We start from the raw sequence: 18,876 nt of genomic DNA, 5'->3' as shown, positions 1-18,876 counted from the left end.
GTGAACCCACAGCTCCCACTTCAAGCCACCCCTCAAACTATCACTCGTGAGAACGGATCGACGGGCGAAAACCGAACGACCGCGGGGCGGTCGTTACAGCACGCGCTCGAACCCGTCCGCGGCCCGAACGGCGACATCGCCGTCGCCACGAACCCTGACGGTGCGTCCGACCCCGCCGCCGACGTCCGTGGCGACGACCGGGACCCCCGCCGCGGACAGCGTCTCCTCCGCCCGCTCGACGTTCCGGGGACCGACGGCGTCGGTCAGGTCGAGCATCTCCGCCCCGCCGACGAGGCGGGCCTCCAACCGGTCGATCGACGCGCCGGCCTCGCGGAGCTCGTCGAGGAGCGTTTGGACGCCGCTGTCGACGTACTTCGCCGGCCGGGGTGCGTCGAGGTCGCTCCGTCGCGCGGTCGGTAGCATGGCGTGTACGAGGCCGTTGGTCCCCTCAGCGGGGTCGGAGAGCGCCACGGCGACGCACGACCCGAGCCCGCTCGTCGTCAGCGTCGCCCCGTCCGTGACGACGGCGAGGTCGCCGACGCCGACCTTCACGCGTCGCTGCGTGCCGGGGGGATCCGGTTCGTCCGACGGGTCGGGACGGGTCACGCCCCCGAGAGCCGTTCGAGCGCCGCGGCCAGCTCGCGCTCGTCGGGGAGCGCGTACACGTGACAGCCGGCCTGCACGCCCTCCGTCTCGATGGCGGCGTCGATGACGAAGCCGTAGTCCTGCCGCTCGCTCAGCTGGGCGACGAGCGGGCTGACCGTCGACGCGCCGATGTCGTGGACGAACTCGGGCGGCGAGTGCGAGATCGCGGTGTCGAGCACGTTCGCCCAGCCGTCGATGAACCCGCTCGTCATCACGTTGCCGAGCTCACAAAGCGCGGTTCGGGCCGTCTCGCCGAGCGGCTCGTCGGGCTCCGTCGGCAGCATCGTCGCCGCGACGTTCGCCGCCGCCGCCTCCGGAAAGAGGATCGCGAGGTAGCCGCTCGGGCTCCCCTGCAGCTCGAAGACGGTCCCCGCGTGCGGCTCCGTCCCGACCGTCGCGGGGACGTCGGCCAGCGGGACGAACCGCAGCCGGCTCACGTCGACGCTCGTCTCGAGGCCCGTCATCATCGCGACGTTGTCGGCGGCGTTCGCGGAGCCGCGCTTCGCCAGCGACGCGAACGTCGACAGCGAGTCGTACGGGACGGCCGTCCCCCCCGAGGCGTCGCCCGCATGGCCGCCCGCGTGACCACCGCCCGCACGGCCGCCGTCCGCCGCGCCGTCGCCGGCCGTGCCGTGCGGGGTCGTCCCGTCCGTCTCGGCAGTCGTCCCGGCCGCCTCGGCAGTCCCGGCCGCCGTCCGCCCGACGATGAGGTCGCGGAAGCGGTCCGAGTCGGGCAGCATGTAGATCGCGAAATCGAGGTCGGCGTGCGACGCGTCGAGCCGGCTCTCGAAGAGGAAGACGCCGTCGCCCGAGCGCGCGCCGTCGGGCAGGATCGCCGCCCCGTCCGCCTCGACGTATCGCGGCGGGGTCATGTCGATCGCCCGGCCGAGGTAGTTCGCCCAGCCGTCGAGGAACCCACCGAGGGCGATGTTGCCGGCCTCCGTCATCGCGCTCCGCTCCATCGACTCGCCGCCGGGTAACAGCGAGCGCAGCGAGTCGGCGGTGACCGGGTCGAACGCGAGGACGGCCTCCCCCTCGAGCCCGCCGCGGAGCCCGACGCTGACGCCGACCGACTCCCGACCGGCGAACGCCTCCGCGAGGTCCGTGCCGGACGCGACGCTCGTCCCCGTCACCTCGACGGCGAGGTCGGTGCCCGTGAGCTCGGCGAGCGCGTCGGCCGCCCTGCCGGCTCCGCGTTCGGCCAACCGGTTACACGCGCCGAGGGCCCGCACGTCGACGCGCATCAGACGGCCGACCCGATGGCGTCGAGCACGTTCGGCTTCTGGAACGGCTTCGTGATGTACCCCTCGGCCCCGGCCCTGATGGCCTCCTTCATCTTCTCCTCCTGCCCGACGCTGGTGCACATGATCACCGTCGCGTCGGGGTCCGATTCCGTGATCTCCGTCGTCGCCTCGATCCCGTCGCGGATCGGCATGACGATGTCCATCATCACGAGGTCCGGACCGTGCTCGCCGTACATGTTCACGGCCTCGACGCCGTTTTCGGCCTCGCCGACGATCTCGAACTCGCCCTCGAGGATCTCCCGGAGCAGGTTCCGCATGAACTCCGAGTCGTCCGCGATGAGCACTCGTGTAGCCATATACGGAGGATCGGAGCGAGCGCTCACTTAACCGCTCGCCCGCGGTTCTCAGCAGTGAGAACGATGCCCCTCGCCCGAGGTCAGTCCAGCGACTCGACGAGTTCGACGACGTAGCCGTCCGGGTCCTCGATGAAGGAGACGCGGGCGTTCGCCGGTTCGACGACGAGGGGCCCGTCGACGACCGTACAGCCGGTCTCCGCGACCATCCGCTCGGTCGTCGCGACGACGTCGTCGACGGAGACCGCGAGGTGGTCGATCGTCGATCGGTCGGGGGCCGGGGCGTCCGCCTCCGGGTCGTATCGGAGCTGTATCTCGCCGTGCTCGCCGCCGACGTACACGTTCTCGACGCCGCCGAGCGTGAACGACCAGGCCTCGTCGAGCCCGAGCGCGTCGACGTAGAACTCCCGTGCGGCCTCGAGGTCGGACACCCGGATCGCGGTGTGGATGACGTCCATACGCCCCCGTCGACGGCGGGGGGTTTGAAGGTGGCCCCGGCGTGGCGAGGGGTGGTGGCTCCGTCGAACCCCGGGTTTCAGGGATGCCAACCGACGAAACGGCCGGTCGCTGACGGGTGCGGATCGGGCGATCCGTCACGGGATGAGTTCATAACTGGTCGCGGGAGAGGGCGACGCGATTTATAAGCAACATGACGGCTCGGCGGAAGCCGGTGTGGCGACGAGCGATGGACGAGTCCACTACTCGTACCGCCTGTACCGCACTGTACGCGCTGTGCCACACGGTACCGCGCTGTGCCGCACTGTACGCGCTGTGCCGTACCCGTGCCGTCCTGCACCGCAACCTCACACCTCCCCAACCTCGCAGTCGAGGCCCGCCGGGGACCTCCGGCGGGCCCCGACTGCTCCCTCGCGCGCGTTTCTCGCGCGCGCCGACCGCACAGCCGTTTATAACGGCGTCGCTACCCGTTTATAAATGCCGTCGCCCACCGCCTCGAGGTTTATAAGCGAACGATCGCTCGGCGGACCGGAGCGGTGGTCGAGCGTTTCAACGCAGCCGTTCAGACCCAGTGGCCGAGCAGGTACGTCCCCCCGACGACCGCCGTGCCGCCGAGCGCCTCCCGCGTCCCGACTCCGAAGGGGAGCGGGACCGCCGCGGGATCGTCGTCGGAGTCGCCCGGGTCGTCGCCGCCCGCACTGTCGTCGTCTCCGGCACCGGACTCATCACCGTCAGTCTCGCCGTCCTCGGCGGCGTCGTCTCCGTTTCCGTCCGCCCCGTCCACGTCACCGTCGTCACCGTCCGTGTCGTCCGCTTCGGCGTCCTCGTCCTCTGCGTCCGGATCGATAGTCGCGTCCGTCGACGGCTCGACCACGAGGACGCCGTCCGTCTCGTCGCCGTCGACCGCGAGCGTGTAGGCGTACTCGCCCGGATCGAGGTCGGCGGTCGTTCCGGAGAACGACACCGTCTCGGCCTCGTCCGGCCACGCCCGCACCCGTTCGTCGGCGGCGAGCCGCCCGTCCCCGACGTCGAGCGTCAGCCGGTCGACGCCGCGGATGTCGCCCTCGTTGCGGACGGTCGCCGTGAGGTTCCCGAGCCCCTCGCCCTCGGCGACGGTCACGCGCTCCGGGGCGTCGTCGATCGCGAACGAGAAGGGGTCGTCGGGGTCGGAGACGACGAGCAGCGCGCGGCTGTCGTACAGGCTCCCGTCCCGGTACAGTTCGACGTTGACCCGGTGGCCCGGCTCGGACGCGGAGACGTCGGCGTCGAACGAGAAGCGCCCGTCGTCGGTCACCTCGACGCCCTCGCTGCCCACCGTCGGCGTCGGCCCGGCGTCGGAGACGATCTCGGCCTCGAGGTCGGTCGCGGGGTGGAGCGTCGTGGTCCCCGACACCGTCCCGTTGTCGGGGGCGGCGAGCAGGTCGCCGTCGGCCGTGGTCCGGTCGTACTCCAGCCGCTCCGGACGGATCCGGAACGTCGCCGTCGCGTTCACGCCGCCCTCGTCTAACGACAGGTAGGGGAACTGCGGGGCGAGCCGGTCGTCCGTCGCCGAGTCGGCCGCGAACGGCCCGGGCGGTCCCGACCCCGATCGGTCGAAGCGGTAGCGCTCGCCCGCGTCCCCCTCCAGCGCGAACTCGACGGCGAACTCGTCGCCCGGGGAGACGGCCTCGGTGAACGCTGACCCCCGCGTGTCGAGCACGAGCGAGAACGCCCCGGCGGTCGGCCCGTCGCCGAGGTCGCCGACGGCTTCGGGCTCCTCGAACAGGAGGTACGCCTCGCCGGTCGAGGCGGCCCCGAGGTCCAGCTCCGTCCGCGGCTCGTTGCGGCCGGGATTCGTCTGTCGGACCGTCATCGACAGCCCCTCGTCGGCGGCGAGCAGCTCGTCGAGGGGCGCGACGCCCGTTCCGTCCGACTCGTACACCGCCTCCTCGTCGGCGAAGTGCGTCAACGCCCCCCAGATCCCGGTCGCCTCGAAGCCGAGGACGACCCGGTCGCCCTCGGTGACGTTCGTCCGGTCGACGCCCCCGTCGAGCAGCTCGCCGACCGAGTCGGCCTCGCTCGCGGACCCGCTCGGCGCGGTCGACACCCGAACTTCCTCGCGGAACGCGGGGTCGGTGAGGACGAGGTGTGTCCGCGCGAACGGGCGCTCCGGCTCGACCACGCCGTCGTCGCGAACCACGAGCGCGTCGCCCGCCCCGACCGTGAGCCGGTAGCGCTGCGGGATCAGCGGCCCCGCGATCCCGCCGACGCCGGCCGCCCCGCGGAAGCCGGCGAGGTCGTCGGCGACCGCGTCGCCGTCGGCGTCCTCGAACCGGAGGTCGGCGAACGTCTCGGTCGCCGCCGCGTCCGTGTGGGGCCCGTACTCGTGTGCGTAGCTGACGACCGTCCCGTCGCTCGCGTACACGTCCTCGGTGGGTGCGTCGGTGCCGACGAGCCGGGTGTTGACGGTGATCGTCGGGCTCCCCTCGACGTGGAGGACGTCGAGGTAGCCGGACGGGGCGTCGGGGTCGCTGAGGCGGTCGCCGCCCACGACGACGTAGCCCTCGTCGGCCCCGCCGAGGTCCACGGACACCTCGACGAGGTCGCCGGCCGGCGACGCGTACGTGTCCTGCCCGAAGGAGCCGTCGAGGTCGGCGGCCTCGACGCGAACGGTCGCCGTGTCCGTCGCGCCCGTGTCGACCGCCCGCACCTCGAGGTCGTACGCCGTCGTCTCCAACCCCGCGAAGGAGACGGTTCCGTCGTTCTCGCCGCCGTCGACGAGGACGACCCGGTCGTCAGCGCCGTCCACGTCGGGGTCGTACAGCGCGACCGCGAACCCGGAGGGACCGACCGTCGTCGTCGCCGCCTCGAGGTCGTCGGGCCGGGCGTCGCGGTCGACGTCGTCGGGTGACTCGCCGTCGGTGAGGACCGTGAACAGCTCGTCCGCGTCGAGCGAGCCGCCCGCTGAGACGTTCACCGGGTAGGCGTCGGTCCGGAGCGCCGAGGAGACCGACAGGGAGGTGGTCGCGCCGTCGCCCGCGTCCGCGACCGTGTCGTCGCCGGACGACGCGTCGAGCTCGTGGACGACCAGCTCGAAGCCGTCCCCTGCGGCGGGGTCGTCGAGGCCCCCGAGGAAGTAGTCCGCGTCGGCGTCGAGCCCCGCCGTCTCGACCCGGACCGTCCCCGCGTCGTCGGCCGTCTCGACGAGGACCGGGTCGCTGTCGTCGGCGTCGCCCCGCCGGAGGGTGTACGACTCGTCGGGCTCGAGCCCCGCGACGGTCACGACTTGCCCATGGAACACCGTCGATCGAGGCTCTCCGTCGACCAGATAGGCGGGGGCGGCCGCCGTGGAGAGCGCCGCCGCCGACGTCGCGCTCGCGGTCGCCCCGTCCTCGTCGTCGACCGTCGCCGTCACGTCGTGGTCACCGGCCGCGGGCGGATGGGTGAGCTCGAGCGAGAGCGCGACGTCGACGGCGGCGTCCGTACCCTCGACCGCGACGTCGACGGCGACCGTCCCGTCGTCGACGGTCGGATCGCCGACGAGCTCGACGCCGGCGCTCCCGTCGGTTCCGTCCCCGCCGTCTCCACCCTCGCCGTCTCCACCCCCTCCGTTCCCACTCCCGTCGTTCCCGTCACCCCCGCTGGCGACGGTCACGTCGTCCGCGTCGACCGGCGCGATAGCCCCCGCTCCGCCGTCGCCGAACGCCGCCGGGAACGCGACCGATATCGTCGCGGCGTCCGTCACGCCGCCGGCCGCGACGGTGACCTCGTGGGTCGTCGTCGTCCCCGCGTCGGCCGCGTCCGGCTCGACGACCGGGTCGGCGACGTCGAGCCCGTCGGCGGCCGCGGCCGGCGTGCCGGTCGCGAGGAGGAGGCCGGACGCGAGGAGGAGACCGACCGCGAGGGCGATCGAGAGGACGGTCCGGCCGGAGGGACCGCGTCGCTGACGGGACCGGAGGGCGGTCACGCGGTCTGCTGACGGGGGGATACGTGACATCGTGTCGGGGCCCGCCGCAACCCGGGTCCGGCGATCGAGGTCCGACGATCGAGAGGACGGCGATCGAGGTCCGGCGACCGGGATCCGGCGGGCGCGTCTGGCGTGAACTGCACCGCTCCGGAACTAAAACGTGCGCCCCCGATTATCACCCGGGAGAACCCGACCGGCCGAGGACGAGCGGCAAGCACGACGATCGCAGGACTGCGGCGGGATCGATCGCCGGTTCGGGGTCCGAAGAATTAAGGCCGACGGCGGCCCGGTATCGATGAGGATGAAGTCCTGTCCCCGATGTGAGGCGTCGATCGACGACGCGGCGCGCTTCTGTGTCGAGTGTGGCGCGCCGCAGACGGAGGACGCCGCCGCCGAACTCGACGACCGCGTCCGGCGGCGGGCCGAGCAGGTCGTCGCCGAGTCGGGGACGGGCGACGGGAGCGAAGACGGGGCGGCGAGGACGGCCGAGACGGGTCCGTCGGACCGCGAGCGGCTCTGGCGGCGGGGCTGTTACGTCGTCGGCTACGGCACGGTCGTCGTCGCGCTCACCCGGATCGCGAGCCCCGGTGCGTGGGTGCTGCTGCTCGGCGGCGTCGCGATCCTGCCGCCGGTCCGCCGACTGACCGCGCGGCCGCTCGGGAGCCCGTTCAAACGCGAGGTGATGGCGGGGATCTACGGCGTCTCCCTGCTGGTCGGGGTCGCGCTGCTGGCGCTTTTATAAGACGAGAGTCATTCGATCCGGAGCCCGCCGGCCTCCTCGGCCGCGCGGACGAGGTCGCCGATGGAGTCGTCCGCGGAGAGCCCTTCCCGCGCGGCAAAGCGCGTGATCGCGACCGGCGGGAGGTCGACGGGAGTGTCGGACGCGACGAGCAGCAGGCCGAGCGCCTCGGAGGGCGACGCGTCGGAGCCGGCGTTGTTCGCGAACCACGAGACCAGCGTGTCGAACGTCGCGGTCACGTCGTTCGACACCATCCGGTGGCGGGTGGTGTCGCCCTCCGTGTGGAGCGTGGCGTCGAAGCCGTACGCGAAGCCGTCGCCGTCGAACGACGTCGCGAGCCAGCGGCTCACCGCCCGGCGATCGACCTCGGCGCTCCCCCCGGCGGGGTCGCCGCCGATCGCGTCGGACGTGGGGTCGCGCTCGGCGGCGCGTTTCTGCTCCGCGGGCGCCTGGAAGCCGGAGTCGTCGTCCGGGCCCGGGTCCGAGCGCGACGCCGCGACGTTCGGCGGACCGCCCGTGCCGACGACGTAGCGTCCCTCGTCGATCTCCGCGACGCGCTCGTCGTCGGTGAAGTCGAGGTCGTCGGGGTCGGCCGGCGGCACCTCCTTGTCGCTCATGCGAGTGCGGTGTCCGCGCGGCAAAATAGGTGTTCCGGGCGATCCCGGGGTCGAACGGGGCGTTACAGCGCGACCGTGTCGCGGTCGACGAGCGAGTCCGGCACCCGGACCTCCTCGACGGTCGTCGCGCCCGAGGCGGTCGTCAGGCGGACCTCCATCGTGTCGCTCCCCTCGAGGTCGCCGATCCACGCGGCGTCGCGGTCCTCGGCGTCGTCGAGGACGTCCGCGTCGCCGTCGAGGTTCGAGAAGTGCTCGCCGTCGTCGTCGCCCTCGTAGCCGTAGAACGAGACCGTGTAGCGGTCGCCGTTGTCCGTGATCACGACGTCGTCCTCGGTCTCGGCGGTGATCGGGGCGATCGAGACGGGTTGGTCGGTATCCGCGTCGTCGGGTGCACCGATCTCTTCCTCGAGCACGACCTGCTCGACGCCGGAGTCGGTGATCATCTCGGCGGTCACGTCCTCGAGGTCGATGGTGTCAGCTCCCGGCGCTTTCGTCACCGTGAGGTCGACCTGGTAGAGGAGCGGTCCCTCCTCGATGTCGTCGCTAGTGTCGTCGCCGGTCAGTTGGAAGCCGTCCGTGCCCGTGCCCTCGATGAACGCCACCTCGCCGGTCGCGGACTGCACCTCGATCCGATCGCTCACTTGGCTGGCACTCTCCTCGCCGGTCGCCTCCGCCTGCGTCTGGAGGAACCCGGCGGTGTTTATCAGCACGCCGGCGGCGATCGCCGCCACCAGTACCATCGCGATGAACACGATGAGCGTCCCGATCCCCACCTGACCTCGATCGTCGTCGTGAATGAACTCGAACATGTATCGGTTACAGCTGCCCGGTTCGGCTGGGCATTACCGGAACGGAACCGGGAGTCGGGCTTAAGGCTGACCCGCCGATTATCAGGCGTGGAAACGCGGTGCCGGACGGCGGTCGATACGGTCGACGCGGGGCGAACCTCTATGCGCGCGGGCGGCCCTCGCGATCGCTCGGCGGGGAGCGTCGGGGCAAAAATCGAGGGTCGCGGTCGAAACGCCGTTACAGCGCGACGGCGTCGCGGTCGATCAGCGAATCGGGTACGCGGACCTCGGTGATCGTCGTCGCGCCCGAGGCCGTCGTCAGGCGGACTTCCATCGTGTCGCCGCCATCGAGATCGCCAGCCCATGCCTGGTTCGCTTCGACGCTACTGTCCGCGACTTCGTTATCCGAATTCATCGGGACGGACTCCTCGAAGGAGTAATAGACGTCGGTCGTGGTGTCCTCGTCCTCGAAGGCGTACCCCACGAGACTGATCTGGTACCGATCGCTCGAGTCGGTGATCACGCTGTCGTCGCCGTTCTGCGTGATCTCGCTGATGTAAACCGGCTCGACCGATCCGGTGTCGGCGGAGCTATCGATGGTTTCACCGTCGGCGGACTCCTGGTCCTCGAGCGGTGCATCGATATCGTCGATGCCGTTGCCGAGCACGATCTGCTCGACGCCGTTGTCGGTGATCAGCTCCGCGGTCACCTCCTCGAGGTCGATGTCGCCAGCGCCCGGTGCCTGTGTCACCGTGAGATCGACGCCGTAGAGCACGAGATCGTCGCTAGATGCCCCGTCCGAACTCGCAATGTCGTCGTCAGTCACGGCCGCGACGAGCCCGGTTTCACTCTGTACCTCGATGCGGTCGACGACCTGTGACGTACTCTCCTCGCCCGTTGCCTCGGCTTGCGTCTGGAGGAAGCCGGCCGTGTTTATCAGGACGCCGGCGGCGATCGCCGCCACCAGCACCATCGCGATGAACACGATGAGCGTCCCGATACCCACTTGACCGCGCTCTTCCTCGTTGATGAACTCGAACATACCTTGTTGATATCCCTGCCCGTATCGATGGGCATTGATCTAAGCGATCCAACCGTTCGTGTTAAACGTGCGCCGCCCACTATCAGTGTCGATAATTCGGGTCGGCGGCGTCGCTCGCCGACGAGCGTCGATCAGTTAAAAGAAACGTACTCTGGTCGAACGCCGTTACAGCGAGACGGCGTCGCGGTCGATCAGCGAGTCCGGTACACGAACCTCGGTGATCGTCGTCGCGCCCGAGGCCGTCGTCAGGCGGACTTCCATCGTGTCGCCACCCTCGAGATCACCGGCCCAGGCCTGATCGCCCTCGCGGCTGTCTGCTCCTTGGATCGGTTCGTTGGTTCCGTCGGTCGGAACGACATCCTCGAAGGAGTAGTAGTCGTTCTCACCGTCCCCAAGCGCGTAACCGGCTAACCGGATCTGGTACCGGTCGCTCGAGTCAGAGATCACGTTGTCATCGCCGTTGTTGGTGATGCTGCTGATATAAACCGGTGCGTCGTCAGCGGTGTCGACCTCGGAGGAGGCCGGATCATCGAGCCCGTCACCGAGCACGATCTGCTCGACGCCGCTGTCGGTGATCAGCTCCGCGGTCACCTCGTCGAGGTCGATGTCGTCCGCACCCGGTGCCTGCGTCACCGTGAGGTCGACGCCATAGACGACGAGGGTGTCTTCGCTGTCGGCCTCACTCGATGCGACGATGTCATTCTCGCCCGATAACGCGCCGACCTGCCCGGTTTCGCTCTGCACCTCGATGCGGTCGACGACCTGACTCGTACTCTCTTCGCCCGTTGCTTCGGCCTGCGTCTGGAGGAACCCGGCGGTGTTTATCAGCACGCCGGCGGCGATCGCCGCCACCAGCACCATCGCGATGAACACGATGAGGGTACCGATCCCCACCTGCCCGCGGTCGTCCTCGTTGATGAACTCGAACATGTTCTCGGTTACAGCTGCCCGAAACGACGGGCACTGCCCGAAACGACGACAGTCCCCCTGTTAAACGTAGTCCGCTAAGTATCATTCCTGATAGTCAATGAGAGCGAAAGCCGACGAACTCGCGTCGATGTGTCCCCGACGACGGCGGGCGCTGCCGCTCGCGGGGGTAATAAACACGCGCGTTCGATACCGCCGAACGCGCGGGAGAGAACCGAACGGAACCGTCGTCGCTTACAGCGCGACCGCGTCGCGGTCGATGAGCGAGTCGGGCACGCGCACTTCCTCGATCGTCGTCGCGCCGGCGGCCGTCGTCAGACGGACCTCCATCGTGTCGCCGCCCTCGAGGTGGCCGGCCCACGCGCCGTCGGCTTCGTCGCTGTAGGCTTCACTCAGGTCGTCAGGGAAGATCCCTTCATTGTTAGTATCATCTTCATAACCTGCGAAGGAGACGCTGAACCGGTCGCTGCTGTCCGTGATGACGTTCTCGTCGCCGTCGACGTTGATCCCGTCGATGTCGACGAGTTCAGAGTCGTCACCGTCCTGATCCAGAACGACCTGCGTCACGCCAGAGTCCGTGATGAACTCCGCCGTGACGTCGTTGAGGTCGATGTCGTCGGCTCCGGGCGCTTGTGTCACCGTGAAGTCGGTGACGTAGATGCCGTTGAAGTCGCCCTCGCCCTGTTCGCTGAGTTCAGTATCGTCGATCCCCGCCACCTGCCCGGAGACGGACTGGACTTCGATGCGGTCGACGACCTGACTCGTACTCTCTTCGCCCGTTGCTTCGGCCTGCGTCTGGAGGAACCCGGCGGTGTTTATCAGCACGCCGGCGGCGATCGCCGCCACCAGCACCATCGCGATGAACACGATGAGCGTGCCGATACCCACCTGACCGCGGTCGTCCTCGTTGATGAATTCGAACATCTGTGTGTCGTGTGGCCCCCGGTCCGCCCGGCGAGCGTTATCAACTCCGAGTGGGAATTCGTACTTAAGCGCTTGGAGCAAAATCTCCGCATTGATAATAGCTCGCAGTCGTGCAGTTTTCAGATATAGATCGGAGATGAAAACACGATCCGAGCGTCGGATCGGTGCCGGAGGTATCACCGCTGAAACCCACGGCCGAGCGCGAGGACGAGGCTGCGGAACTGCACCGCCTTCGGCCGACTCCGTGGAAACTCTACACCGATACCGCGTCGATCCCGCGTCGATCCTGCATCGACCCCGCCTCGATCCCGCATCGACGACCCACGTCGGCGCTGCACGACGCGACCGCAACCGACCAGCACCGCCAGCGAGAAGGATCGGACGTTAGGATCGGGTATCACCCCCGATAACGCCGTCATACCGACGGTTTATGACGAGAGTACTGCCGTGAAGCAAACGGCAAGGATCGGCGGGAGCACCCGTCACCGGCGGTAGGGCGACCGATATCCTTTAGGCCCCAACAATCATCGTCGATAACGAGCATGGCGGGGGATGACCTCATTACGGTGTTGGGAAACAAGTACAACACGGAGATACTGAGCGCGACGGGCGAAGCGAAGTCCGCCCAGGACCTGAGCGACGAGCTCGACGTCCCGATCGCGACCTGCTATCGCCGGATCAACGAACTGGAGGAGGCGGAGCTGCTGGAGCTGCACGACCGCCCGCTCTCCGACGAACACCGCCGCGTGAAGGTGTACCGGCGGCGCGTCGACGGCGTCGAGGTCGACTTCCGTGACGGCCTCTCCGTCGAGCTCGAGGAGCGCTCCGCCGTGAAGAACCGCCTCGACGACGTCTGGCGGAACCTCTCGGCGAGCCAGTAGGCGCGCCGTTCCCCCGTTCCACCGCCAGCGCGCCATCGCACCGCCGTGTTGCCCCGCACCGCCCCTCGCACCCCTCGCATCACCCACCGCCCGCACTTCCTGTCCGACCTCAGAACGACGGGCCGTCGGACCCGCCCATCATCGAGAACCCGCCCGCGCGGTCGTGTACCGTGATCCCACCCTGGCCGATCTCCATCGGGAAGATGTCCGTGTCGATCTCCTGTTTCCGCATCTTCGCCACCCAGACGTACCGGTTGACGCCGGAGTCGGTCGGCGTCTGGATGAAGTAGATGTTGCCGTCGGTGAGGAAGTTCTCCAACCCGACCTCCGTGTCCGGGAACACCGCGCCCTGCTCGTTGATGAGCAGCGAGGTGAGCCCGTTGGCCTTGAGGATGTCCGAGAACTTGAGCAGGTACGTCCGCTTCTCGTGTTCGTCGTCGAAGAAGAGCTGGAACATCGACAGCGAGTCGAGCACCAGCCGGTCGAACGAGCCCCCCTCGACCGTCTCCAGCAGGCGGTCGATCGCCGTCGAGAAGTCGGCCTCCCGGAGCATCTCGCGTTTGTCGAGGATCACGATCTCGCCGTCGTCGACGAGGTCGCCGAAGTCGTCGAACCCGACGGAGGCGGCGGCCGCGCGGACGTCGGCGGCGTCCTCCTCGAAGGAGACGTAAACGCCGCGCTCGTCGTGGTCCGTGACGCCCGTGTGGAGGTACTGGATGCCGAAGATGCTCTTGCCGGTGCCGGGGTTGCCCGAGACCAGCACGGTCGACTGCTCGGTGATACCGCCCGAGAGGATCGAATCGAGCCCCTCGACACCGGTAGAGACGAGTGTGGACATTCGTGCGATGTATAGCGGCCGGCCTATATAAAAGACCGACCGTCCGTGAGGCGACGACGCCGGCGACAGATTTATTCGTCAACACATCGGTTGCAACTGTATGTGCGGTCGACCACCCCCGTCGAACACGACGGTGATCGGCGGTGAGTGAACCGAGAGTCCTCATCGTTGAGGACGAGCCGGACATCGCGGCGCTGTACGCCGGCTTCCTCGAGGAGCGATACGACGTCACCGTCGCCGAGACGGCCGCGGAGGCCGTCGAGCGCATCGACGAGGCGATCGACGCCGTCCTGCTCGACCGGCGTCTTCCCGACGGGAGCGGCGACGGGGTGCTCGAACACGTCCGCGAGCAGGGGTACGACTGTCGCGTCGCGATGGTCACCGCCGTCGAGCCGGACTTCGACATCGTCGACATGGGATTCGACCTCTACCTGACCAAGCCGGTCAGCCGGACGAACCTCCTGGCCGCGCTCGACACCCTGCTGGCCCGGACCGAGTACGACTCCCTGCTTCAGCGGGCCGCCGCGCTCGCGAGCAAGCGGGCCGTCCTGGAGGCCGAAAAACCCGTGACGCAGCTGAAACGCAACGAGTCGTACGCCGACCTCGTCGACCAGCTCGCCGACCTCGACGCCGAGATCGACGACCTCGACGAGTCGTTCTCCACCGACGATTACCGCGCGATGTTCCGCGACATCGGCGAAGCCTGAGGACTCCCCGACGGCCGGAACCCGGGACGACCCCTCGTCACCGAGGCACACCCACGCCTCTCGACTCCTACGAGAGCTGCTCGCCGACGAGCGCGTCCGCCGCCGCGAGGAACGCGTCGCGCCGGTCGGACGGGATCGTCGCGCCCGCGGCGACGTCGTGACCGCCCCCGTCGCCGCCGACCGACTGACTGGCCTCCCGAAGCACCGCCGAGAGGTCGAGCCCCTGCCGGACCAACCCGTGTGAGCCGCGCGCGGACACCTTCAGCTCCGTGGCGTTCTTCTCCGCGAACGCGACCACCGGCTTCGAGCGGTCGACCGCCGGCGATCCGATCGCCATCCCCGCGACGATCCCGACGATCGTCTCGCGGATCCGCGAGCCGGCGTCGAACCACTGGAGGTGGTCCGCGTGCGTCACGCCCTCCGTTTTCACCCACTGGAGCCCCTCCGAGAGGTTTCGGCGGTGGTTTCGCAGGAGGCTCCGGGCCTCCGCGAGCGCCGCGTCGCGGTCGCCGAGACAGACCGCGAGCCCGACGTCCGCCCGCTCGTAGCGGGCCGTGGCGTTGAGCAGCGTCGAGAACTCGCTGACGTCGCGGAGCTCGGTGCCGGGCTCCTCGTCGACGAGGGTGTAGGACGTGCCGACGAGCCCGTCGATCCGGGCGGCCGGCACCCCCGAGGCGACGGCGCGTTTGATGAGCGCGGAGACGAGCGTCCGCCGCTCGTCGTCGTCGAGGTCGACCCATCGCCGCCACTCGCCCTCCGATTTCAACTCGAGATCCAGTCCCGAAAGGAACGAGACCGCACCGGCCGCGTCGTTGGATATCCCCGGGATCCGGACGTCGGAGGCGTACTCGAGCAGCTTCGGGAGCGGGCGGGTCTGTCGGCCGTACAGGTCGAGGTCGGTCCGGGGCTCGACGACGCCCGCGGCGACGCCGTCGGCGACGATCGCCTCGTTCGCCCCGACGAGCCCGCCGTCGGTGTCCTGCATGTCGCCGACCGCGCCGACGACCGCGAGCGCCGCGAGGTCGCGGTTGTCGGTCGGGACGTCCGTCGACCCGTCCGTTGAAGACGCGTCGGCGGGTGCCTCGAGCGCGCGGGCGAGCACGTAGCTCGCGCCCGCCCCGGAGAGTTCGCTCGCCCCGTTGAGCCCCTCCAAGAGGGGGTTGAGGTGGAACTCCGTGTCGGGCTCGGCGGGCTGGTGGTGGTCGGCGATGACGGGCGTGAACGCGCCCGCCGCCTCGTGTTCGGCGATCACGTCGAGCTGTCCGGAGCCGAAGTCCGTGAAGAGCACGACCTCGTACTCGCGCGCGGCGATCCCCGCGACCGACGCCGCGTCGAGCTGTTTCTCGAAGACGACTTCGTGGTCGATCCCGGCCCGCGCGAGCGCCGTCGACGCGATCGCGGCGCTCGTGAGCCCGTCGGCGTCGATGTGCGAGGCGAGCAGGACGCGGTCGGCGTCGCGGAGACGGTCGGCACAGGCGCGAGCGCGGTCCGCGAGCTCGGGGACGGGCGGATCGGTCGGGACCGGCGTGTCGGCGGCAGCCATCACTGGAACGTGGCTCGCCATCGCCGATAAACCCACGCTTCGGCGGGTCGGCGGGTCACCCGTGTCACGACGCCGCCCGCAGCGCGACGCCGTCAACTCCGTGGCACCGCCCACACCGTGACGCCGTGAGTTCGTGGCGCCGCCCGCACCGTGGTGCCACCATACGAGGGACGTCCGCGTCGACGGCAGAGATTGCCGTAACTGACAGTTATAGAAGCGTACAGATATATGCACGACATACATGACACGTGGGTTCAGCACCCGGAGTCTCCACGCCGGATCCGAGCCGGATCCGGCGACCGGGGCGCGCGCGACGCCGATCCATCAGACGACGTCGTTCGTCTTCGACGACGCCGACACGGCCGCGGACCTGTACGCGCTGCGGGCGGACGGCCACGTTTACTCCCGGCTCTCGAATCCGACGGTGAGCACGCTGGAGGCGCGTCTCGCCGACCTGGAGGGCGGAACGGGTGCGGTCGCGACCGGGTCGGGGATGGCGGCGTTCGACGCGATCGCGACGGTGCTCGCGAGCGCGGGCGACAACGTCGTCGCCGGCGAGGAGATGTACGGCGGCACCTCCACGTACCTCACCTCCATCGCGAACCGACGCGGGGTGGAGGCACGGCTCGTCGACGCGCTCGACCCGGCGGCGGTCGAGGCGGCCGTCGACGACGATACCGCGTTCGTCCACGTCGAGACCGTCGCGAACCCGTCGCTCGTGACGCCGGACTTCGAGCGGCTCGCGGCGATCGCCCACGACCACGCGGTGCCGCTCGTCGTCGACAACACGTTCGCGACCCCCGCGCTCTGTCGCCCGATCGAACACGGGGCGGACGTCGTCTGGGAGTCGACGACCAAGTGGATCACGGGCAACGGAACCACCGTCGGCGGCGTCGTCGTCGACGGCGGGACGTTCCCGTGGGACCACCCGGACGCCGACTACGACGAGCTGTCGGGCGAGTCCCCGGCGTTCCCGATCGACTTCGTCGAGCGGTTCGGCGACGCCGCCTTCGCGAACGTCGTCCGACAGCGCGGGGTGCGTCCCACCGGCGGCCAGCAGTCGCCCTTCGACGCGTGGCAGACGATACAGGGCCTGAACACGCTCCCGCTCCGGATGGAGCGCCACTGCGCGAACGCGCGAGCGGTCGCCGAGTTCCTCCGCGACGACGACCGCGTCGGCTGGGTCACCTACCCCGGCTTCGAGGACCACCCCACTCGCGACGAGGCGGCGAGGTATCTCGACGGCGACGGCGGGATGGTGACGTTCGGCGTCGCGGGCGGCTTCGCCGCGGCGAAGGCGCTCTGTGAGTCCGTCGAGCTGACGAGCTTCCTCGCGAACATCGGCGACGCGAAGACGCTCGTCATCCACCCGGCCTCCACGACACACGCACAGCTGTCCGCCGAGGAGCGGCGGGCCGCGGGGGTCCGCCCCGACATGCTCCGGCTCTCGGTCGGGATCGAGGACCCCGCGGACATCGTCGCCGACCTCGACGGGGGCCTCGCGGCGGGCGAGCGCGCGGCGACGGATGCAGCGTCGGGCGGTGACCACAAATGAGCACGACGCCCGCCGATCACGGCGCCGTTTCGCTCGGCGAGTTCACCTTCGAGTGCGGGCAGTCGATCCCCGACCTGGAGGTCGCTTACGAGACGTACGGCGAGTTCGACGGCGACAACACGGTACTGATCTGCCACGCGCTCACCGGGAGCCAGAACGTGGCCCGAACGCCGCAAGCGGGCGTCGACGGGGACGGCCCGCGGCGGGCCGGGCAAGCCCGTGCCTGGTGGGACGACATCGTCGGTCCGGGTAAGGCGATCGACACGACGGAGTATTACGTCGTCTGTGCGAACGTCCCGGGCTCCTGTTACGGCACCTCCGGGCCCGCCAGCGAGCGTCCCGCCGACCTCGAGTTCCCGGACGAACCGGACCACGACCGCTGGGGGACCCGGTTCCCGCCCGTTCAGGTCGAAGACTGGGCGCGCGCACAGCGCCGACTGCTCGACCACCTCGGCGTCGGACGGCTGCGAGCGGTCGTCGGCGGCAGCGTCGGGGGGATGAACGCCGTGGAGTGGGCGAAGCGCTACCCGGACGACGTCGACCGGCTCGTCGTCGTCGCGGCCGCCGCCCGGCTCGACGCGCAGTGTCTCGCGCTCGACGCGATCGCCCGCCGCGCCATCCGGGCGGACGCGAGCTGGAACGGCGGCGACTACTACGGGGCCGACCGGCCGACGCCGGAGGAGGGGCTCGCGATCGCCCGCGAGATCGGCCACGTGATGTACCTCTCGAAGCCCTCGATGGAACGGAAGTTCGGCCGCCGTTCGGCCGGCCGCGACTCGCTGAGCCGCGAGGAGGGCGAGTTGGGGCTCCCGAGCGACCCCGCCGCGACCTTCTTCCCGTACCGGGAGGTGGAGTCGTACCTCGACTACCAGGCCGACGGGTTCACCGACCGGTTCGACGCCAACAGCTACCTCTACCTCACGCGGGCGATGGACGAGTACGACCTCGCCGCGGGCTACGTCGACGACGCGTCCGCGGTCGCCGCCTTCGAGGGCGAAGCGCTGCTCGTGAGCTTCACGGGCGACTGGCACTTCACCGTCGAGCAGTCGGGGACGCTCGCGACCGCGTTCCGTGACCGCGACGTCCCGGTGGCACACCACGTGATCGACTCCGACCACGGCCACGACGCGTTCCTCGTCGAGCCCGAGCGCGTCGGCCCGCCGGTCCGTGACTTCCTCGCCGACGGGGTTGAGGGCCGCGCAGTCACCGACGACGGGGGGGACCCCGACGAACCCGCGCGCGCCGAGACGGATCACGCCCCGGATCACGCGCCGGTCCACGCGAGCCTCTTCCGGGGGTGAAACTGGGGTTACGTCGGTAGGATTGACATCGAGTCACGTGGGCGGATTTCCGCCGACGACGGCGGCGAACCGCTCCGGGTCGAAGCTCACTCCGCCGACCGTCGCGATCCACGGGAGCCGCCGCAGCCGCCGGCTCCGATCGAACGGGATCCGCACCAGCGCGAAGCCGGACCGGTGGTGCGCGAGGAGCCGGTCGTGACCCCCGATCACGCCGAGGAGGGCGGTCACGAACGCCTCGTGGTCGACGCCGTCGACCGGCGTGACGAGGAAGGTCCCCTCCGAGTCGGGGTCCGGCCCACGGACGTCGATGTCGGCCCCGAACCGGTCGGCGATCGTCATCGATCCGCGTGGACCGGCCGGCGGTCACGTC

General features: G+C 69.8%; 18 protein-coding genes. 5 read left to right on the top strand and 13 right to left on the bottom strand.

What is annotated here, in order from left to right:
- Positions 1-93: 93 nt before the first annotated feature.
- From GRS48_RS02410 to GRS48_RS02390, 5 genes are all read right to left on the bottom strand, one after another.
- Positions 94-606 carry a chemotaxis protein CheD gene (locus GRS48_RS02410; protein WP_321168249.1) on the bottom strand — a complete coding sequence of 171 codons (513 nt, stop codon included), beginning with the start codon at positions 604-606 and terminating at the stop codon, positions 94-96.
- On the bottom strand, positions 603-1,889 hold the full coding sequence (locus GRS48_RS02405) for a chemotaxis protein CheC (protein WP_159483329.1): 1,287 nt from the start codon (positions 1,887-1,889) through the stop codon (positions 603-605). The genes GRS48_RS02410 and GRS48_RS02405 overlap by 4 nt, the downstream gene beginning before the upstream one ends.
- Positions 1,889-2,245, bottom strand: coding sequence for a chemotaxis protein CheY (gene cheY / locus GRS48_RS02400; protein WP_159483328.1), 357 nt, complete (start codon positions 2,243-2,245; stop codon positions 1,889-1,891). Before cheY ends, GRS48_RS02405 begins: the two co-directional genes overlap by 1 nt.
- Positions 2,246-2,325: 80 nt before the next feature.
- Positions 2,326-2,700: a VOC family protein gene (locus GRS48_RS02395; RefSeq protein ID WP_159483327.1), complete on the bottom strand. Its 375-nt coding sequence runs from the start codon at positions 2,698-2,700 to the stop codon at positions 2,326-2,328.
- Positions 2,701-3,260: 560 nt separating this feature from the next.
- Positions 3,261-6,674, bottom strand: a complete 3,414-nt coding sequence (locus GRS48_RS02390) for a BGTF surface domain-containing protein (RefSeq protein WP_159483326.1) — start codon at positions 6,672-6,674, stop codon at positions 3,261-3,263.
- Between the two features lie 271 nt (positions 6,675-6,945).
- Here GRS48_RS02390 and GRS48_RS02385 point away from each other — a divergent pair, with 271 nt between their 5' ends.
- Positions 6,946-7,386, top strand: coding sequence for a zinc ribbon domain-containing protein (locus tag GRS48_RS02385; protein ID WP_159483325.1), 441 nt, complete (start codon positions 6,946-6,948; stop codon positions 7,384-7,386).
- A gap of 8 nt (positions 7,387-7,394) precedes the next feature.
- Here the strand turns inward: GRS48_RS02385 and GRS48_RS02380 are convergent, their stop codons facing one another.
- From GRS48_RS02380 to GRS48_RS02360, 5 genes are all read right to left on the bottom strand, one after another.
- Complete coding sequence (locus GRS48_RS02380) at positions 7,395-8,000, bottom strand: hypothetical protein (RefSeq protein ID WP_159483324.1); 606 nt, start codon at positions 7,998-8,000, stop codon at positions 7,395-7,397.
- A 62-nt stretch (positions 8,001-8,062) separates the two neighbouring features.
- Positions 8,063-8,809: an archaellin/type IV pilin N-terminal domain-containing protein gene (locus GRS48_RS02375; protein WP_159483323.1), complete on the bottom strand. Its 747-nt coding sequence runs from the start codon at positions 8,807-8,809 to the stop codon at positions 8,063-8,065.
- A 217-nt stretch (positions 8,810-9,026) separates the two neighbouring features.
- Positions 9,027-9,830, bottom strand: coding sequence for an archaellin/type IV pilin N-terminal domain-containing protein (locus tag GRS48_RS02370; protein WP_159483322.1), 804 nt, complete (start codon positions 9,828-9,830; stop codon positions 9,027-9,029).
- Between the two features lie 165 nt (positions 9,831-9,995).
- Positions 9,996-10,760 carry an archaellin/type IV pilin N-terminal domain-containing protein gene (locus GRS48_RS02365; RefSeq protein ID WP_159483321.1) on the bottom strand — a complete coding sequence of 255 codons (765 nt, stop codon included), beginning with the start codon at positions 10,758-10,760 and terminating at the stop codon, positions 9,996-9,998.
- A 231-nt stretch (positions 10,761-10,991) separates the two neighbouring features.
- Positions 10,992-11,681: an archaellin/type IV pilin N-terminal domain-containing protein gene (locus GRS48_RS02360; RefSeq protein WP_159483320.1), complete on the bottom strand. Its 690-nt coding sequence runs from the start codon at positions 11,679-11,681 to the stop codon at positions 10,992-10,994.
- A gap of 542 nt (positions 11,682-12,223) precedes the next feature.
- Between GRS48_RS02360 and GRS48_RS02355 the strand changes: the two genes are divergently transcribed.
- A complete protein-coding gene (locus GRS48_RS02355; protein ID WP_159483319.1) occupies positions 12,224-12,562 on the top strand; it encodes a helix-turn-helix domain-containing protein in 339 nt (112 codons plus the stop codon).
- Positions 12,563-12,671: 109 nt separating this feature from the next.
- Here the strand turns inward: GRS48_RS02355 and GRS48_RS02350 are convergent, their stop codons facing one another.
- Positions 12,672-13,400: an ATPase domain-containing protein gene (locus GRS48_RS02350; RefSeq protein ID WP_159483318.1), complete on the bottom strand. Its 729-nt coding sequence runs from the start codon at positions 13,398-13,400 to the stop codon at positions 12,672-12,674.
- 143 nt (positions 13,401-13,543) lie between these two features.
- On the opposite strand from GRS48_RS02350, the gene GRS48_RS02345 reads away from it, so the two are divergent.
- Positions 13,544-14,107 (top strand): HalX domain-containing protein, encoded by a 564-nt coding sequence (locus GRS48_RS02345; RefSeq protein ID WP_321168248.1) that lies wholly within the window; start codon positions 13,544-13,546, stop codon positions 14,105-14,107.
- A 67-nt stretch (positions 14,108-14,174) separates the two neighbouring features.
- Here GRS48_RS02345 and GRS48_RS02340 read toward each other — a convergent pair whose 3' ends face one another.
- Complete coding sequence (locus GRS48_RS02340; protein ID WP_159483317.1) at positions 14,175-15,650, bottom strand: DHHA1 domain-containing protein; 1,476 nt, start codon at positions 15,648-15,650, stop codon at positions 14,175-14,177.
- 241 nt (positions 15,651-15,891) lie between these two features.
- Here GRS48_RS02340 and GRS48_RS02335 point away from each other — a divergent pair, with 241 nt between their 5' ends.
- Positions 15,892-17,205 (top strand): O-acetylhomoserine aminocarboxypropyltransferase/cysteine synthase family protein, encoded by a 1,314-nt coding sequence (locus tag GRS48_RS02335; RefSeq protein ID WP_159483316.1) that lies wholly within the window; start codon positions 15,892-15,894, stop codon positions 17,203-17,205.
- The gene (gene metX / locus GRS48_RS02330; protein ID WP_159483315.1) at positions 17,202-18,506 is read left to right on the top strand and encodes a homoserine O-acetyltransferase; all 1,305 of its coding nucleotides are present in this window, start codon (positions 17,202-17,204) and stop codon (positions 18,504-18,506) included. The genes GRS48_RS02335 and metX overlap by 4 nt, the downstream gene beginning before the upstream one ends.
- Positions 18,507-18,539: 33 nt before the next feature.
- Here the strand turns inward: metX and GRS48_RS02325 are convergent, their stop codons facing one another.
- Positions 18,540-18,845 (bottom strand): hypothetical protein, encoded by a 306-nt coding sequence (locus tag GRS48_RS02325; protein ID WP_159483314.1) that lies wholly within the window; start codon positions 18,843-18,845, stop codon positions 18,540-18,542.
- Positions 18,846-18,876: the final 31 nt, after the last annotated feature.

It is taken from the genome of Halorubrum sp. JWXQ-INN 858 (assembly GCF_009806985.1).
GTDB lineage: Archaea > Halobacteriota > Halobacteria > Halobacteriales > Haloferacaceae > Halorubrum.
This window is presented reverse-complemented; position numbering and strand designations above follow the sequence as displayed.

Excerpts from the sequence above, each read along its gene's own strand:
- GRS48_RS02405 (WP_159483329.1), bottom strand. The coding sequence starts at position 1,889 with ATGCGCGTCGACGTGCGGGCCCTCGGCGCGTGTAACCGGTTGGCCGAA.
- cheY (WP_159483328.1), bottom strand. The coding sequence starts at position 2,245 with ATGGCTACACGAGTGCTCATCGCGGACGACTCGGAGTTCATGCGGAAC.
- GRS48_RS02395 (WP_159483327.1), bottom strand. The coding sequence starts at position 2,700 with ATGGACGTCATCCACACCGCGATCCGGGTGTCCGACCTCGAGGCCGCA.
- GRS48_RS02390 (WP_159483326.1), bottom strand. The coding sequence starts at position 6,674 with ATGTCACGTATCCCCCCGTCAGCAGACCGCGTGACCGCCCTCCGGTCC.
- GRS48_RS02385 (WP_159483325.1), top strand. The coding sequence starts at position 6,946 with ATGAAGTCCTGTCCCCGATGTGAGGCGTCGATCGACGACGCGGCGCGC.
- GRS48_RS02380 (WP_159483324.1), bottom strand. The coding sequence starts at position 8,000 with ATGAGCGACAAGGAGGTGCCGCCGGCCGACCCCGACGACCTCGACTTC.
- GRS48_RS02375 (WP_159483323.1), bottom strand. The coding sequence starts at position 8,809 with ATGTTCGAGTTCATTCACGACGACGATCGAGGTCAGGTGGGGATCGGG.
- GRS48_RS02370 (WP_159483322.1), bottom strand. The coding sequence starts at position 9,830 with ATGTTCGAGTTCATCAACGAGGAAGAGCGCGGTCAAGTGGGTATCGGG.
- GRS48_RS02365 (WP_159483321.1), bottom strand. The coding sequence starts at position 10,760 with ATGTTCGAGTTCATCAACGAGGACGACCGCGGGCAGGTGGGGATCGGT.
- GRS48_RS02360 (WP_159483320.1), bottom strand. The coding sequence starts at position 11,681 with ATGTTCGAATTCATCAACGAGGACGACCGCGGTCAGGTGGGTATCGGC.
- GRS48_RS02355 (WP_159483319.1), top strand. The coding sequence starts at position 12,224 with ATGGCGGGGGATGACCTCATTACGGTGTTGGGAAACAAGTACAACACG.
- GRS48_RS02350 (WP_159483318.1), bottom strand. The coding sequence starts at position 13,400 with ATGTCCACACTCGTCTCTACCGGTGTCGAGGGGCTCGATTCGATCCTC.
- GRS48_RS02340 (WP_159483317.1), bottom strand. The coding sequence starts at position 15,650 with ATGGCTGCCGCCGACACGCCGGTCCCGACCGATCCGCCCGTCCCCGAG.
- GRS48_RS02335 (WP_159483316.1), top strand. The coding sequence starts at position 15,892 with ATGACACGTGGGTTCAGCACCCGGAGTCTCCACGCCGGATCCGAGCCG.
- metX (WP_159483315.1), top strand. The coding sequence starts at position 17,202 with ATGAGCACGACGCCCGCCGATCACGGCGCCGTTTCGCTCGGCGAGTTC.
- GRS48_RS02325 (WP_159483314.1), bottom strand. The coding sequence starts at position 18,845 with ATGACGATCGCCGACCGGTTCGGGGCCGACATCGACGTCCGTGGGCCG.